This window comes from Photobacterium sp. AWH4_225, from assembly GCF_056158405.1.
Map to the genome: position 1 here is coordinate 1,519,710 of NZ_JBSWTF010000004.1, position 15,151 is coordinate 1,534,860.

General features: G+C 46.9%; 15 protein-coding genes. 9 read left to right on the plus strand and 6 right to left on the minus strand.

Going from position 1 to position 15,151, the window contains the following annotated elements:
• Nucleotides 1–97 precede the first annotated feature (97 nt).
• The 6 genes from ACXAD4_RS24050 to ACXAD4_RS24075 form a co-directional block, all read right to left on the minus strand.
• Nucleotides 98–1,108, minus strand: a complete 1,011-nt coding sequence (locus tag ACXAD4_RS24050) for a DctP family TRAP transporter solute-binding subunit (RefSeq protein ID WP_475244562.1) — start codon at nt 1,106–1,108, stop codon at nt 98–100.
• Between the two features lie 355 nt (nt 1,109–1,463).
• Complete coding sequence (locus ACXAD4_RS24055) at nt 1,464–2,303, minus strand: class III extradiol dioxygenase family protein (RefSeq protein ID WP_475244563.1); 840 nt, start codon at nt 2,301–2,303, stop codon at nt 1,464–1,466.
• A gap of 3 nt (nt 2,304–2,306) precedes the next feature.
• Nucleotides 2,307–2,660: a protocatechuate 4,5-dioxygenase subunit alpha gene (locus ACXAD4_RS24060; protein WP_475244564.1), complete on the minus strand. Its 354-nt coding sequence runs from the start codon at nt 2,658–2,660 to the stop codon at nt 2,307–2,309.
• A gap of 9 nt (nt 2,661–2,669) precedes the next feature.
• Complete coding sequence (locus ACXAD4_RS24065; protein ID WP_475244565.1) at nt 2,670–3,545, minus strand: amidohydrolase family protein; 876 nt, start codon at nt 3,543–3,545, stop codon at nt 2,670–2,672.
• Nucleotides 3,546–3,567: 22 nt separating this feature from the next.
• The gene (locus tag ACXAD4_RS24070; protein ID WP_475244566.1) at nt 3,568–4,635 is read right to left on the minus strand and encodes a 4-oxalomesaconate tautomerase; all 1,068 of its coding nucleotides are present in this window, start codon (nt 4,633–4,635) and stop codon (nt 3,568–3,570) included.
• Nucleotides 4,628–5,305, minus strand: a complete 678-nt coding sequence (locus ACXAD4_RS24075) for a 4-carboxy-4-hydroxy-2-oxoadipate aldolase/oxaloacetate decarboxylase (RefSeq protein ID WP_475244567.1) — start codon at nt 5,303–5,305, stop codon at nt 4,628–4,630. The genes ACXAD4_RS24070 and ACXAD4_RS24075 overlap by 8 nt, the downstream gene beginning before the upstream one ends.
• Nucleotides 5,306–5,474: 169 nt before the next feature.
• On the opposite strand from ACXAD4_RS24075, the gene ACXAD4_RS24080 reads away from it, so the two are divergent.
• The 9 genes from ACXAD4_RS24080 to ACXAD4_RS24120 all read left to right on the plus strand — a co-directional run bounded on the left by ACXAD4_RS24080 (nt 5,475) and on the right by ACXAD4_RS24120 (nt 15,131).
• On the plus strand, nt 5,475–6,698 hold the full coding sequence (locus tag ACXAD4_RS24080) for a LysR family transcriptional regulator (protein ID WP_475244568.1): 1,224 nt from the start codon (nt 5,475–5,477) through the stop codon (nt 6,696–6,698).
• Nucleotides 6,699–6,838: 140 nt separating this feature from the next.
• Nucleotides 6,839–7,720, plus strand: a complete 882-nt coding sequence (locus ACXAD4_RS24085; RefSeq protein WP_475244569.1) for an NAD(P)-dependent oxidoreductase — start codon at nt 6,839–6,841, stop codon at nt 7,718–7,720.
• Between the two features lie 49 nt (nt 7,721–7,769).
• A complete protein-coding gene (locus ACXAD4_RS24090) occupies nt 7,770–8,747 on the plus strand; it encodes a Gfo/Idh/MocA family oxidoreductase (protein ID WP_475245629.1) in 978 nt (325 codons plus the stop codon).
• Nucleotides 8,735–9,742 carry an aldo/keto reductase gene (locus tag ACXAD4_RS24095; RefSeq protein ID WP_475244570.1) on the plus strand — a complete coding sequence of 336 codons (1,008 nt, stop codon included), beginning with the start codon at nt 8,735–8,737 and terminating at the stop codon, nt 9,740–9,742. The genes ACXAD4_RS24090 and ACXAD4_RS24095 overlap by 13 nt, the downstream gene beginning before the upstream one ends.
• 392 nt (nt 9,743–10,134) lie before the next feature.
• Nucleotides 10,135–11,145, plus strand: coding sequence for a DctP family TRAP transporter solute-binding subunit (locus ACXAD4_RS24100; RefSeq protein ID WP_475244571.1), 1,011 nt, complete (start codon nt 10,135–10,137; stop codon nt 11,143–11,145).
• A 64-nt stretch (nt 11,146–11,209) separates the two neighbouring features.
• Complete coding sequence (locus ACXAD4_RS24105) at nt 11,210–11,695, plus strand: TRAP transporter small permease (protein WP_475244572.1); 486 nt, start codon at nt 11,210–11,212, stop codon at nt 11,693–11,695.
• 26 nt (nt 11,696–11,721) lie between these two features.
• Nucleotides 11,722–12,987, plus strand: coding sequence for a TRAP transporter large permease (locus tag ACXAD4_RS24110; protein ID WP_475244573.1), 1,266 nt, complete (start codon nt 11,722–11,724; stop codon nt 12,985–12,987).
• A gap of 20 nt (nt 12,988–13,007) precedes the next feature.
• Complete coding sequence (locus ACXAD4_RS24115) at nt 13,008–13,949, plus strand: AEC family transporter (RefSeq protein WP_475244574.1); 942 nt, start codon at nt 13,008–13,010, stop codon at nt 13,947–13,949.
• 126 nt (nt 13,950–14,075) lie between these two features.
• Nucleotides 14,076–15,131: a Gfo/Idh/MocA family protein gene (locus ACXAD4_RS24120; protein WP_475244575.1), complete on the plus strand. Its 1,056-nt coding sequence runs from the start codon at nt 14,076–14,078 to the stop codon at nt 15,129–15,131.
• The last annotated feature ends 20 nt before the right edge of the window (nt 15,132–15,151 follow it).

A 15,151-nucleotide genomic window follows, 5' to 3' on the forward strand; every position in this document is an offset into this window, starting at 1 on the left:
TTATTGGATGTGGACGTTGTGGGTTGAGTAAATGTGAATGTACTCAACCTTATAGATATATTTATTATTTATGATGTATATTTAAAACAGTGAGCTATTAAATGTTCGAGCTTGCATTCTCTACTGAAGCTTGCGCTTGTTTTATCCACTTTGGATCTATTCTAGTGGCTAACCAAGTGAGCATCTTTGGTTGTGAAGCAATTCGGAAAGCATCGAGCTCTTCGGAATTAAGTGCACGAACATTCATGCCCTCTTTGATAATGGTTTCTAGACCTTGAGCTGAATTGATTTGCTGGATAGCACGACCAACTGTGCCAGCAATTTTAGCTGAACGATCAATGATTTCACGATCTATCTGATTCAGTGAGCGGTAGAAGTTGTCATTAATGACTAAGAAGTCAGCACTGTAAACATGACCATCCAAAGTAATATATTTCTGTAGTTCATAGAGCTTTTTCTCAACAATCACACTGACAGGGTTTTCCTGACCGTCGATGACGCCAGTGGTTAATGCGGTAGGCAGTTCTGGTGCGGCGATCGGTGTAGCCATGGCATCAAGCACTTTCATAAATTCGATAAAAGTCTGGTTTGGCATCACACGCATTTTCATGCCTTTGAGATCTTCTGGTTTAGCAATTTCTTTTTTCGAATTGGTAAAATGACGGAAACCTGTTTCACCATAAGCTAATGTTTTCAAACCAGTTAACTGGCGGCAGTGCTCGCTGAGATTTTGGCCGAATTCACCGTCCAGCACTTCCCAAGCGACTGGTGAAGAAGGGAATAAATAGGGGATTTCGATGATGGCGGCTTCTGGGCATACCTTGGAAAAAGCGCCGGATACGATGGTCATGCTTAACATCCCTTCTTGTACCGACTGGAGTAATTCGGTTTCACCGCCTAACTGGCCCGCTGGGAAAATATCGACTTGAATACGGCCGCCAGATTCAGCCTCAACTAAATTCTTGAAGACCTGAGTTGCTGCCCCTTTTTTTGAAACTGTCCATTCTTGGGAGTCAACATGACCGATATTGATTTTTATGTTAGCGGCAGAAATGTGAGGTGTGATAAGGAGTGAAGAAAGTAAAGCAATCGATTTAAAGAACTTCATGTGCTGTTCCTATTATTTACGTTATTGGTAAAGATTGACCACAACTTCAGATCAAATTGTTATTAACATTTTGTTTACGTCAAATAGGTTAGACATGCTTTTTGTTGATGAGAAATAAATAAATTGCAAAGGGTATAAAATTAACCTATTGCTAAATTAAAATTGCTGTTATTTATTGAGAGGGAAGGGTTAAAATTGTGAGGAATGTTTAATTTCTACGAAAATTAAAGTGGATTATTACATGGGAAATTGTATCAAAATATATTCACTCAGAGCTAATAATCAAACAGGATATAAAAAGGCTACTGTTTCCAGCAGCCTTGTAAAATTGAGGGCATGAAGTAATGAATTATGGTTACTGCTCTTGGATAAGCATGGTGCCCGCACCCGTATTTGAGATTGGGTAGTGGTAATTGCTGGATAGCACCTTGAGATTGTCGGATAGTGCACCGCGCATGCCCAGCCAGAGGATCAGCTCAGGGCCTTGGGATCCGGCCTCGACCACAAGATCGCGGATACTGAGTTTGGTCAGGGCTTCTGGCTCGCTGATGATCTTGTCCATACAGTAGCGGTCGAACTCGGTATTAATAAAGCCAGCACGCTCACCATCAAGTTGGTGGGATAAACCACCAGTACCCAGAATTACCACCTTCAGATCTTTATCGAAAGAACGGATTGCATCACCGAGTGCCTTGCCCATATCAAAGCATCGTTTTGGGGATGGCATCGGGTGCTGCTCAACGTTGATACAGACCGGGATCACCTTCATATGGCCATAGCTGTTGTTTGGCCACATCAGCTGCATTGGTACGGTAAGGCCGTGGTCGACCTTCATTTCCTGGCAGATAGTAATATCGAATTCGTTTTCAACCAGCTGGTTACAGATGTGCCATGACAGTTCTGGCGCGCCCTTGATTGGCGGGATGGTGTTGATACCCCAGCCTTCGTCGGCATTATGGTATTCCTCGGCAGCACCAATGGCAAAAGTGGGTTTTTTATCGAGGAAGAACTCCAGGCCATGATCGTTGTAGAACACGATGGCAACGTCGGGCTGCTCTTCTTCCAGCCAGTTATGAATAGGCGGGTAAGCATCAAAGAAAGGCTTCCAGTATGGGGTCTGCTGCGAGCCTTCAGCGATAGCTTTGCCGATGAGCGGAATATGTGATGTGGTGATACCACCGATGATCTTAGCCATGGTTTAGCTCCCTGGGTTACGCAGTTTTTGGTTGAATTCTTCGAGTGTGACGCCGGTTTGGATGGCTCCGATGTCCTGCATGTTAAGCCCCAGCATGCCGACAAATTTGGCAAGGTAATAGATGCTGCCGCCTTCTTCGATGAGCCCCAAAACATCGCGATTGGCGATGGCTTGCTTCTGTGCCTCGGTGAGGTTGAATTTATCGCAATAGGCCATCTCGTCAGCGGAAAAGGCGGCTCTTGCCTCGGCGTTGTTAAGGGAAAAGCACATTTTGTTTAGGCCATAGCCCTTGCGGGCCATAGTGCTGTCGAACAGGGTGGTGCCTTCAATGGCGTTTGGGTTATCGAGGTAAGACATGTGCTCTCCCTAGGCTTGCTGCCAGTATAGTTTGTCGGGGTTGGTGACCAATAGTGCCTGCTGCAGGGCTGGCGTTGGGGCGATCTGCGGGATCACATCGACCAGTTGGCCATCATCCGGGGTGTGGGATTTCATGTTGGGGTGCGGCCAGTCGGTGCCCCATAGTACTCGCTCAGGGAAGCGTTCTACCAAATACTTGGCAAATGGCACCACATCGCTGTAATCCGGCGGGGTTTGGGTCAATCTTTCTGGGCAGCTCACCTTGGTCCAGAAGTGCGGGTTGCGCTCCAATAGGCTAACGAAGGCTTGAAACTCAGGGCCATCAACTGGCTTGCTGACATCGGGCCGCCCCATGTGGTCAATCACAATGGTGGTATCCAGCTCTTCAAGGAATGGCGCGATATCTTCAAGATCCTGGGCTTCGAAATACACCACGATATGCCAGCCAAATGGGCGGATTTTCGCCGCGATATTTTTGAATACCGATTTCGGCGTGGTATCAACCAAGCGTTTGACGAAATTGAAACGCACGCCACGCACGCCAGCTTGGTGCATGGCAAGAAGCTCTTCTTCAGTAATGGACTCATCAACCACGGCAACGCCTCGGGCCAGCTCGCCGGCCGTATTAAGCGCGTCTACCAGGGCTGCATTGTCTGTGCCATGGCAAGAGGCTTGAACGATAACATTGCGGCTAAAGCCTAGGTGATCGCGCAGAGCAAACAATTGCGCTTTGCTGGCATCGCACGGGGTGTATTTACGTTTCGGAGAATAAGGGAATTGGGCTGCAGGGCCAAAGACATGGCAATGGGCATCCACTGCGTCTGCCGGAACCTTAAATGCCGGGGTACGTGGGTTTGGGTGGAAAGGGAGGTAATCAGCGTCCATGTTTATTCCTTTTTCGTTATTTTTAAAATTGGTTTGCGATGAATACGTTGCCATCGAACAGCTTTCTTGCTGTTCGCAATATTGCTGCGCTCTCGTCACCATCGCTTCGATTGACTATGACGGTAAGAGCGCCGGTTGGGTGTTCGATGTCCAATGTCATCGTGTCGCCAACTTCAACCCTAGCGAGTTCAAAGGCTGGAGATTCTGGCAACAAGCAGGCAGATGCCACACTCACGGCACCTAGCACCCCGATAGAGGCATGGCAGCGGTGAGGGATAAATGTTCGGGTGGAGATAGCCCCGCCATGTTGTGCCGGGCTCACCAATGACATTTTCGGGACGGATTTGTCAGTGACATCGCCAAGATTCATCAAAGGGCCAGCTTGTAAGCGGATAGATTCCAGACGGGCTTTAAGCGCTTCGTTGCTGTCGAGTTCGTCACGGCTTTCACTGCCTTTGATGCCGACATCTTCGGCGCGAATGACGACAACAGGCATGCCATTGTCGATAAGGGTAGTGGCAACGCCGTCTATGTTGTCGAACTGGCGTCCGGTCGGCAGCAGAGCCCCGCAACTTGAGCCCGCCGTATCACGGAAAGTCACCGCAATTGGGGCAGCTGTGCCAGGTACCCCGTCGATAGCCGCGTTACCCTGATAGCTCACAGTCTTGTTAGGCGTAGGCACCAGGCACTCAGCGATTTGGCCAGTATTTTCCATGTAGACCGTAACTGACGTTTCGCCGTCTTTGGCCTCTATCAAACCACGCTCAATGGCAAAAGGCGCGACGCCGGCAAGGATATTGCCGCAGTTTTGCCCGTCGCTTACCACAGGCTTATCGACAAACACCTGCAGGAACAAATAATCAACGTCCACGCCTTCACGGCTTGAGGGGGAGACGATGGCAACTTTGGAAGTAAGGGGATCGGCCCCACCCATGCCATCAATTTGGCGGGGGTCTGGGGATCCCATCACGCCAAGTAACAAGTTATCGCGCTGCTTTGGATCGCTTGGTAAATCGCTGGCGAGGAAGTAGGCACCTTTCGATGTACCTCCCCGCATCCACATGCAGCGAACAGAGGTTTGATCAAACATACTTCAGGCCCTTTTCAGCCAAACGGCCACGCATGTTGTAGATATCGAGGCCTAACTCGCCGTTTGCCAAACGAATACGCTTCTCTTCTTCCTTCGCCATTCGCTCACGGGCCAAGGAAAGTACTCGTTCGGCTTCGTCACGGCGCACGACACAAACGCCGTCATCGTCAGCAACAATGACATCGCCCGGGTTGATAAGCTCATCGGCACACACCATTGGGATATTGACTGAACCGAGGGTTTCCTTGATGGTTCCCTGGCTGAAGACATGTTTCGACCATACCGGGAAGTTCATTTTCTTCAGGTCACGCACGTCACGAACGCCGCCTTCAATGATCAAGCCGACCACGCCACGAGCTTGTGCTGAAGTTGCTAATAGGTCGCCAAAAAAACCGAAATTCGATGGGGAGGTAGGGGCGAAAACAAGAATGTCGCCTTCACGGGCCTGCTCGATAGCAACATGCATCATCCAGTTGTCACCGGCCGCGCCAGAAATCGTCAAGGCCGAACCGGCAACGGCAACATCAGAGTAAATAGGGCGCATATAGTCGGCCAGCAACCCACGGCGTCCTTGTGCCTCATGGACCGTAGCGACTCCGCACTCAGCCAGTCCAGCGATGATTTCAGGGTTAACTCGTTCAATGTTTTGCACCACGACGTTGTTGTTCATAGTGGGGTTCCCTTTTCCTATCCTTGAAAAAATGTATCCAATCGGCTGTTAAAGATTACAGTGATCACAGTATCTGGTCTTAACACTTTTTTTACCATTTCGAAATAATGTAAAGGTATTCGTTTTTGGTATAGTGGCCCTATTATTTCAATTATTATTAGACGTGAAGATGGTAGATATTCCTAATTTAAGGCATTTGCGGGCATTTATTTACATTGCTGAGTCAGGCAGTATTAGTAAGGCATCGGAATTGGTTTTTTTATCCCAACCCGCATTAACCCAAGCAATAGCAAAGCTGGAAAATGCTGTCAAAGCGACGCTATTTGAAAGGCGTTCTGACGGCATGCATTTAACATCACTTGGAATGATATTTAATAAGCGAGTCAGTCGTGCAATTAATATCTTGGATGATGAACTTACCAAAATTCTTAATATAAAAACGGGAAGTTCAAAAAAATCAAAACCTTCCAATTATATCAATACTGTCACTATCACTCAGCTAAGGGCTTTATTAGCGGTAGCCGAAAATAAAAGCTATTCAGCGGCTGGGCGCAGTATTGGCGTGTCACAGTCTTCGCTTTATCGAGCCTCAAAAGAATTGGAAGCCAGTTTAGATGTTGTTCTATTTGAGAAAACATCGTTGGGGATCAGTATCAGTAAAGTGGGGCTTGGCTTGCTTAAAGCGACCAAGCTGGCGTTCAAGGAAATCCAACAGGGCCTGGAAGAGATCAGCTCCGAACAGTTGGCAGGAGCTGGGAGAATCGTGATTGGCAGTATGCCTCTTGCTAGAACCTGCCTGCTACCAGAGACGATTAATGACTTCTCTTACATTAATGATGACTTCAATATCAAGGTCGTGGAAGGGGACTACTCTGATCTGCTTTATCATCTTCGCAATGGTGAAATTGATGTATTGATTGGCGCGCTACGATTCCCGCCACCGGCTGTTGATATAAGGCAAGAAACCCTTTTTGATTCAAGTAATAATATTATCGCCAGAACCGATCATCCATTAACTAAAGTGGATGATTTAACCATGGATATTCTTGCTGAGCAAAGTTGGGTGGTACCTGGCGAGCATACGCCTGCACGAAGAATGTTTAATGAATTTTTTTCCGACACTGAAAGCTATCCGCAGAAATTAATCGAAACCAGTTCGCAAATACTGGTAAGAGAAATATTACTTGGTAGCAATAAGTTAGCGATACTTTCAAAGCATCAAGTCCAGCGGGAACTTAATGAGGGCAAGTTCACTATTTTAGACTTTCCTTCATTCAGTCATTCTAGGCCTATAGGATTAACCTTCAGGCAGAACTGGCATGCGACAGAACTCCAGAAAAGCTTTATAAGTTTACTGCGTGATAAAGGATTAGCGCTATCGGTTTTGAGCTAGGAATTATTACTGTCTATTCAAAAAATGAATATCTCTCGCTTTTAATTAATTACCTTTAAAAATCAGCTGGTGATAGCTTTTGGTTAACGGCGCATTAACAATTGCGCGTTGTGAATGTTAATCGATTGAAAGGAGTGGCAATGGCCAAGTTATCACAAGTTGCCTTTCTAGGTTTTGGTGAAGCAGGGCAGGCAATTATGTCTGGCTGGAGTGATAGTCAGGCTCCGGTTACAACGGCTTATGACATCAAAACGGATAATCCTTCCCTGCGGAAGGCGAAACTGACTGATTACATCGAATCAGGGGTACAGGGATGCTTCAATCTTGGTGCAGCACTGAGTGGTGCGACCGCGATTTTCTCTCTGGTTACAGCGGATCAGGCGCGGGTTGCTGCTGAGCATGCCGCGCTTCACATCCAGCCGGGACAGTTTTATTTCGACTGTAATTCTTGTTCGCCGGATTCAAAGCGCATGAATGCCAGGTTGATAGAACAAGCAGGCGGCAAATATGTTGATGTCGCCATTATGTCGCCGATTTATCCGAAGCGACACCAGACACCCGTTTTGATCAGTGGCCCCCATGTGGCAGAAGCCAAAAAGATCATGGAGCAGCTGGACATGAATCTGGATGTTATTGAAGGTGATATCGGTGCCGCCTCTTCGGTCAAGATGATCAGAAGCATCATGGTGAAGGGGATGGAAGCGCTGATGGCGGAATCTTTCCTCAGTGCTAAAAAAGCTAATGTCGAGGACTATGTGCTTAGCTCGCTGGAAGCAAGCCACCCTGGTATCAACTGGCGCCAAGCTGCTGCCTATAACCTCGAGCGAATGATGGTTCATGGCCAGCGCCGCGCTGCAGAAATGCGCGAAGTGGCACTGACGGTGGAGCAGCTGGAACTGGATAACGCTATGACGCAGGCAACGGTGCAATGGCAAGAGCAAATTGGTTCATTGGCACTGAAAGCCGATAGCGAAGATTTTACTGAGTTAGCAAACACGGTGCTTAAACGCTTGTCCTCTTAACAGGACCCAAAGCGTTACAGACTGACTTAAACATAAAAGGGATGTAATGATGAAAGTATGTGTAGTGGGTGCAAACGGTGCATTTGGTACTAAGCATCTTGAAGCAATCAAGAATATCGAAGGTGTTGAAGTGACGGCGCTTGTTGGCCGCGATTTGGACAAACTCCAGTCAGTAGCCGCTGAATACAACCAGCCGCTGGTGACCGAAGAGCTAGAGCAGGCACTGGCGCTTGAGGATCTGGATGCAGTGATCTTAGCAACGCCAACCCAGATGCACGCCAGCCAGGCCATTCAGTGTCTTGAAGCCGGTAAGCATGTACTGGTGGAAATTCCGATGGCAGACAATCTGGAAGATTCCCGCCGCTTGGTCGATGTCCAGCAGACTACCGGTTTGGTGGCAATGGCTGGTCATACTCGTCGATTTAATCCAAGTCACCAGTGGATCCATAACAAGATCCAAGCCGGCGAACTGAATATCCAACAGATGGATGTCCAAACTTACTTCTTCCGTCGTACCAATACCAATGCCAAGGGTGAGCCACGCAGCTGGACGGATCATCTGCTTTGGCACCACGCCTGCCATACGGTTGATCTGTTTCAGTACCAGACAGGTGAAGTCGCTTCGAAAGTTACCGCGCTGCAAGGACCTATCCATCCTGAGCTTGGTATTGCGATGGACATGAGTATTGGTATGAAAGTCCCATCAGGCGCTATTTGTACTTTGTCCCTGTCATTCAACAATGACGGCCCGTTCGGCACTTTCTTCCGCTACATTTGCGACGAAGGTACTTTCATTGCCCGTTACGATGACCTATTTGATGGTCGTGAGAATCCAATTGATTTGAGTGACGTTGCGGTATCAAACAACGGTATCGAGCTGATTGACCGTGAGTTCTTTGCCGCCATCCGCGAAAACCGTGAGCCTAACTCCAGTGTTAATCAGTGCCTGAGCGCAATGGAAACCCTAGATCGCATTGAACAGGAATTGGAAAGCGATTGGTCGCGGGGGCATGCATGCGCAGGATAGGGCAGTTAGACACTGCGCCGGTCGCGCTTGGGTGCATGAACCTCTCCCATGCATACGGTCAGCCACCGACGGAGAAGCAGGGGATTAGGCTACTTAACGAGGCGTTGGATCTCGGCTACGACATGCTAGACACAGCGATGTTGTATGGTGCAGGGGCCAACGAAGCGTTGTTGGCCAAAGCGGTGGGTCACCGCCGCTCTGAGTTTTTGCTAGCGTCGAAAGGTGGCATGTTCATTGGTGACAATGGCAAAAAGCAAATTGATGGCCGTCCAGCATCACTGCGTCAGCACTGTGAGCAGAGTTTATCCCGGCTAAAAACTGATGTGATCGATCTGTATTACCTCCACCGCTGGGATAAGAGCGTCCCCATTGAAGACAGCGTGGGTGAGCTGTCGCGACTGGTCGAGGAAGGCAAAATTCGCGAGATCGGTTTGTCGGAAGTCTCGGCAGATACGCTGCGCAAAGCCGATGAGGTTTATCCAATAGCGGCGGTGCAGTCAGAGTATTCGCTATGGAGCCGGAACCCCGAAATTGCATTGCTTGATGCATGTAATGATATTGGCGTTACGTTTGTCGCATTCAGCCCGCTGGGACGGGGGGCACTGACTGGGTGTATCCGTGACCCGGATCAGTTTGAAGGTAATGACATCCGCCGGGCAATGCCGCGTTTTTCATCGGAGTATTACCCGAGCAACTTGAAGCTCATTGATCAGCTGTTTGATGTTGCTGCGCAGGTGAATTTGTCGGGAGAGCCCTCACGCCAAATCTCGCTAGCCCAGTTGTCTTTGGCTTGGGTATTGGCCAAGCAACCAGACAGTATCGTGCTGCCAGGCACGACAAATAGCGATCACCTGGTTGAGAATTGGCTTGCTGCAGACTTTTCTTTATCGGCTGAAGTTGTTGGGCAGTTGGATAAGATCATCAATCAGCAAACAGTAAAAGGCCCTCGCTATAACAGCGTGGTTCAGCTGGAAATTGATACCGAAGAATTTTAGCTCAATCGAAGTGTGTTGCTAGACGTGAACTGATTTGTAATAGGCGATAAGTCATGTTCGGTCCTTGCCCGAGGTTATGCCTCGGGCTTTTTTTATTTGTTGCATAAATGTGTGTAAATCATTCTGAGTTTTACCGGTTGTAAGTATTGAATAAACGCTATTGTTAAGGCGCTAAATTAAATGTGAGCCAGCATCAATTTATCAATAAAATACCAATCAGGAATCGAAGTTAATTTTTACATTCATTTGTATAACATAATGAAAAATAAAGGCTAAGTTGAGGTGTTTTAAACAGCTTATACCTAATTTGAATGCCCTATGCGCTATATCAATTTCTGGCGATAAATTTCGACTGTTAGTATCAAATGTATGTTAACAGGAGGTAAACGGTTGTGAATATTATAAAGTCATTAGTCATAGCGCTTTCGCTAGCAACTGCGGGCACAGTGAGTGCGAAAACAATCAACATCACCATTGGTCACGTCGATGCCCAAGAGTGGACAACATCCAAAAAAGGGGCAGCGACTCAGGTATTCAAAAACTTGGTTGAGGCGGAATCCGGCGGCAGGATGAAGGTCAACATCTACCCTGCGGGTCAGTTGGGTTCAGAAACCGAGTTGGTGCAGTCTACCCAGGAAGGCATGGTTACAATGAGCTTGGTATCGGGTGCTTTTGCCAAAGTATGTAAGGAAGCATCGGTACTGGAAATTCCATACTTGTTCCCTTCATCACCGGTTGCCTGGAAAGTGCTAGATGGCGAGTTTGGCCAGAGCTTGAGTGAGCACTGTCTGCAGCAAACAGGTCTTCGTACCCTTTCTTATGGTGAAACAGGCTTCCGCCACTTCACCAATTCTAAGCGCCCAATTCATTCTCCAGAAGATCTGAAAGGCCTGAAAATTCGTGTCATGACGCTGCCTTTGTATATCGAGATGATGAAATCACTGGGTGCTGAAGCGACACCAATCGCTTTCCCTGAAGTACCTACTGCACTGACAACCGGTGTTATCGATGGTCAGGAGAATCCAGTAAGCGTTATTACCCTGAGTAAATTCTACGAATTCCAAAAGTACATCACCCTTGATGGCCATGTGTACAGCACTGACTTCCTGCTAATCAATGAAGACTTCTACTCATCATTGAGCCCAGCGGACAAGGAAATCATTGACCGTGCGGGTAAAGTGGCAGGAACCGTCGGCCGAGCTGTCCAGCAGGTTAACTCAGCACAAGGGCTGGAAATCCTTGCCAAAAACGGTATGGAAATTACTTCTCTATCACAGGAAGAGCTGGAAAAATTCCGCTCAGCCGCGCAGCCACAAATTGTGGAGTGGTTGAAGAAGCAGGTTGATCCTAAGTGGGTAGTGAAAGTACAGGACTCTGTAAACGCAGCGAGTCAGGTTCAGTAAGTGGTTTGAGCTGGCATGGATAACCATGCCAGCTTTTCCGTCTTAAGCAATATCAAGGATGTGTATGATGGTCTTCTATAAAAAACTACTGTCAGTGCTAGCGGCCTTGTCGTTATTTATTCTTTTTAGTGTCATGCTGGCTGCCAGTATTAGCCGTTACTTTTTGGATAGCCCAATTTTATGGAGTGAGGAAGTTGCCAAATACTCCATGATATACGGTGTGATGTTTGGCATGATCCTCTGCTACCTAGAGGGCCTTCATATTAAGTTTTCGGTGCTTGACAGCTTCTTATCGAAAAAAAATCTAGCCAGATTAAATATCCTGACGGACGTTGCAGTATTGGCAAGTGGTGTATTAATTACTTGGTCTGGCTATTTGTTTGTAATGCGTCGCGGGTCAATCACTTCTCCAGGCACAGGCTTGAGCATGTATTTCTTCCAATCAGCGATTGTCATTGGTGGAGCAGGATTAACCATTGCCGCAGTCATGAAATTAGCCAGCTATATTCAATTGCGCCGTTATGAATTAAGTACGCTTACCAGTAAATAAAAGATAAATAAATATAAGGAAGTAACATGTTATCTTTAGCATTTCTATCCAGTATGCTAATACTGGGTATACCGCTCGTTTTCGGTATTATTCTGTCAATAACGTTATTTATTTCTGATACCCCTATTTCTTTAAGCCTGATTGGGCAACGTATTTTTGGCGGGTTGGACTCATTTTCAATCCTTGCGATCCCACTTTTCGTCTTGGCAGGCGAGCTAATGAATAAAAGTGGCATCACCAAGCGAATTATCACATTTGCTAATGCCCTAGTTGGTACGTTTAAAGGTGGTCTGGCTCAGGTCAATATTTGGTCTTCGGTCATGTTTGCAGGGCTTTCTGGTTCGGCGGTGGCAGATACCTCTGCTCTGGGTCGGGTCTTTATTCCTGAAATGGAGAAGGAAGGCTATTCCAAGTCATTTTCATCGGCGTTGACTGCGGCTTCTTCGGTAATTGGTCCGATGATCCCACCAAGTATTCCTGTGATTATCTATGCCCTTATTGCTAGTGGCGTATCGGTTCCGGGGCTTTTCCTTGCAGGTATTGTTCCTGGCATCCTCTCTGCAATTTGCTTGTCGGCCTATGTGTATTACTACGCGACGAAGCACAATATCAAAAATACGGCAGTTGTAACGGGGCGTTTCAAGGCGTTCGTTAATGCGATTATCCCGCTGACTATGCCAGTATTGATCCTTGGCTCAATTCTTATGGGGATTGTGACACCAACGGAAGCGGCAGCCTTCGCGGCTTTCTATGCTTTGACGATTGGTATGTTCGTCTTCAAGACATTGAAGATCAAAGATTTGCCAGAGATCTTCATTACCTCGATGCGCGATTCGTCAATTGTATTGATCTTGATTGCTGTCGTATCGGTGGCGAACTGGTTGCTGACCTTCTCGCAAGTGCCGCAAATGATCAGCCAGCAGGTACTGGATAACATCACCAATCCTATTGTATTCCTGCTGTTGGTTAACTTGATATTGCTATGTATTGGCCTGTTCCTTGAAGGTATCGCGGCCATGCTGATCCTTATCCCAATCTTGCACCCGATTGCGATGAGCTTTGGTATCGACCCAATCCACTTCGGTGTCATCGTGATCTTCAACTTGATGATTGGCTTGATCACGCCACCAATGGGGATGTGTTTGTTCGTGGCAAATTCAATCTCGAAAGTGGGTATTGCCGCAATTTCACGCCAGGTTATGCCGCTATTCATCATTGAAGTGTTTGTCCTGATGTTTATTACGTTCGTACCAAGCTCAGTGACGATGTTACCAAGGCTGTTCGGATATTAGGTTGACTGGGGATAATTACAATGTCGGTGGCGGAAATACTTGCACCTATTGTACTGATGATGTCAGTTGGCTACTTCGCGGTGTCGATGGGGGCGTTTTCTAAAAGCTTTGTGGCTGAAGCTGGAAAGTTTGTCATGTACATTGCTTTGCCGGCATTGATTATCTTGAATGTCAGTACTATCGAGTTGTCTGAAGCAATCAGCTTTAACTATTTATTGGTTTACGGAGTGACAGGGCTTATCGCAATGACCATCGGTTTTGTCGCGAGCCGAGCCCTGCTAAAGAATAATAGTAAGTCATCAGCAATGAACAGTTTGGGCTGCGCGCTCTCAAACAGTGCGTTTGTTGGTATACCGATTGTTATTCAGCTGTTTGAAGATACGACAGCAAAAGCCTTTGTGATGTGTTTTTTGATAGAAAACATTATTCTTATCCCATTGGCTTTCATGATTTTAGAAATCACACATAATCAATCGGGAAAAAGTAAGAAAGCCATCTACCTGGCATCATTGACGAAATTAACCAGAAATCCAATGATCATCGCTGTAACTATTGGCTTTACGATCAATATCTTTGGTATTTCACTGCCAACTGTTGCGGGCGGTGTGCTGGAGATGGCGGCAAAGGTTTCGACTGGGCTTGCTTTATTTGTCATTGGCGGCTCCTTGGTCGGTGCAACCGTAAAATCCAATATTAGCCGTTCACTATTGGTATGCAGTACAAAACTAATAATCTGTCCAGTTATTGCTTTATTCTTGACGTTTATTTTTCCACTGGATGGAGAATTACAACTAGCGGTTATTTTATTTTCCGCAATGCCAATGCTGAGTATATACCCGGTAATAGGCGGGCAATATGGTGATAGCGTTTTTTGCTCAAGTACATTATTAATCACAACAATATTATCTGGGGTGACAATTTCACTCATTCTGTATGTAAATCAATTATCAATAAATATCTAAAAAGTTGGTAAGCCATAGCTGGAAGTTAGTTAAAACATAGCTGCACCATAGTTTAAACATAAGTAAAAAACAAAGCGATACAGTGGCTTTTATCAACCAAAATAAATATGAAATAAGAGGCAAGTAATGACAAAAATTAAAATTGCAGTGGCGGGAGCTGGGCTAATTGGAAAAACTCACCTGAAATTAATCAGTGAGAGTAAAGAGTGTGAGTTGTCTGCCATTGTTGATCCTTCTCCACAAGCGAAGGAATTAGCCGAGCAATATAATGTTCCACTATTTCCAAGCCTGAATGCACTATTCGATGACGCCAAGCCTGATGGCATTATCTTGGCTACGCCCAATAAACTGCATGCCGAGCAGGCGATGCAGTGTGTCAATGAAGGGGTACCGGCCATTGTTGAAAAACCGGTAACACAAACCATTGAAGAAGGCTTTGCCCTATACAAAGAAGCCGAAAAGCATAACAGCAAGATTTTAGTCGGCCATCACCGTGCCTATAGCCCGATTTTGGAAACCGCCAAGCAGGTCATTGAAAGTGAGCGGTTCGGAAACCCGGTTGCCGCGATTGGTAGTGCGGTTTTCTACAAGCCTGATTTCTATTTCGATGAAGGGCCATGGCGCACGCAAAAGGGCGGCGGGCCAATCTTGATCAATATGATTCACGAAATTGGCAATCTGCGTTACCTGCTTGGTGAAATTGTGGGCATCCAAGCGTTGAGCTCGAATGTGAATCGCCAGTTTGAAGTCGAAGACACGGCCGCGATGACCTTGCATTTCGCCAGTGGGGCGTTGGGGACGTTTGTTCTTTCTGATGCAGCATGCAGCGGCCGCAGCTGGGAGCAGACATCGCTGGAGAACAAGTCTTATGCCAGTTATGGCGACGAAGACTGTTATCACATTGCTGGTACCAATGGCTCGCTATCTATCCCTACGATGCGTTTGAAATACCATACTGGCGATGAAGAGAAATCATGGTGGAAGCCGCTGGCCGTCGATACGGTTGAGCTAGAACGCGAGGATCCGCTTGCACTCCAGCTTACCCATTTCTGCGCATTGATCCGTGGCGAAACTGAGCCAAGAGTCAGTATTAAGGATGGCTTGCAGAACCTGCTGGTGATCGACGCAATTGTCGAAGCCAGCGAGAGCAAAAACTATGTTGAGGTGCGCCAGGTCAGCTAACACAGCATTGGGCAGATTAT